Source organism: Desertibacillus haloalkaliphilus, assembly GCF_019039105.1.
Lineage (GTDB): Bacteria > Bacillota > Bacilli > Bacillales > KJ1-10-99 > Desertibacillus > Desertibacillus haloalkaliphilus.
The window spans coordinates 1-319 of record NZ_JAHPIV010000663.1 but is presented as its reverse complement, the minus strand read 5'-3'; the positions used below and the strand labels follow the sequence as shown (position 1 = coordinate 319).

The following is a 319-nucleotide window of genomic DNA, read 5'->3' as shown; positions in this document are numbered from 1 at the left end:
TCTTCTTCCTCTTTTTCTTTCCCCTCTCTTCTTTCTTTCCCCTCCTCTCCCCCCTTTTTTTCCTTCCTTCCTTCCTCCCCCTCCCCCTCCTTTCTTTTCTCCCCCTTTTCTTCCTCTCCCCCCTTCTTTTTCCCCTTCTCTCCCTCCTTCTTCTTCCTTTTCTTCTCTTCTTTCTCTTTTTTTTCTTTTTCTTTCTTTCCCTCTCCCTCCTTCTTTCTTTCTCTTCTCCCCCTCTTCCTCTTCCTCCTCCTCTTCTCCTTTCTCTCTCTTTTTTCTCCTTCTCCCTTCCCCCCCCCCCCCTCCTTCTCCCTCCCTTTCC

Annotated in this window: 1 protein-coding gene; it reads right to left on the bottom strand. The window is 49.2% G+C overall.

The window, feature by feature from the left end:
• A partial coding sequence (locus KH400_RS30530; protein ID WP_217228806.1) for a hypothetical protein occupies positions 1-319 on the bottom strand: 319 nt, incomplete at both ends.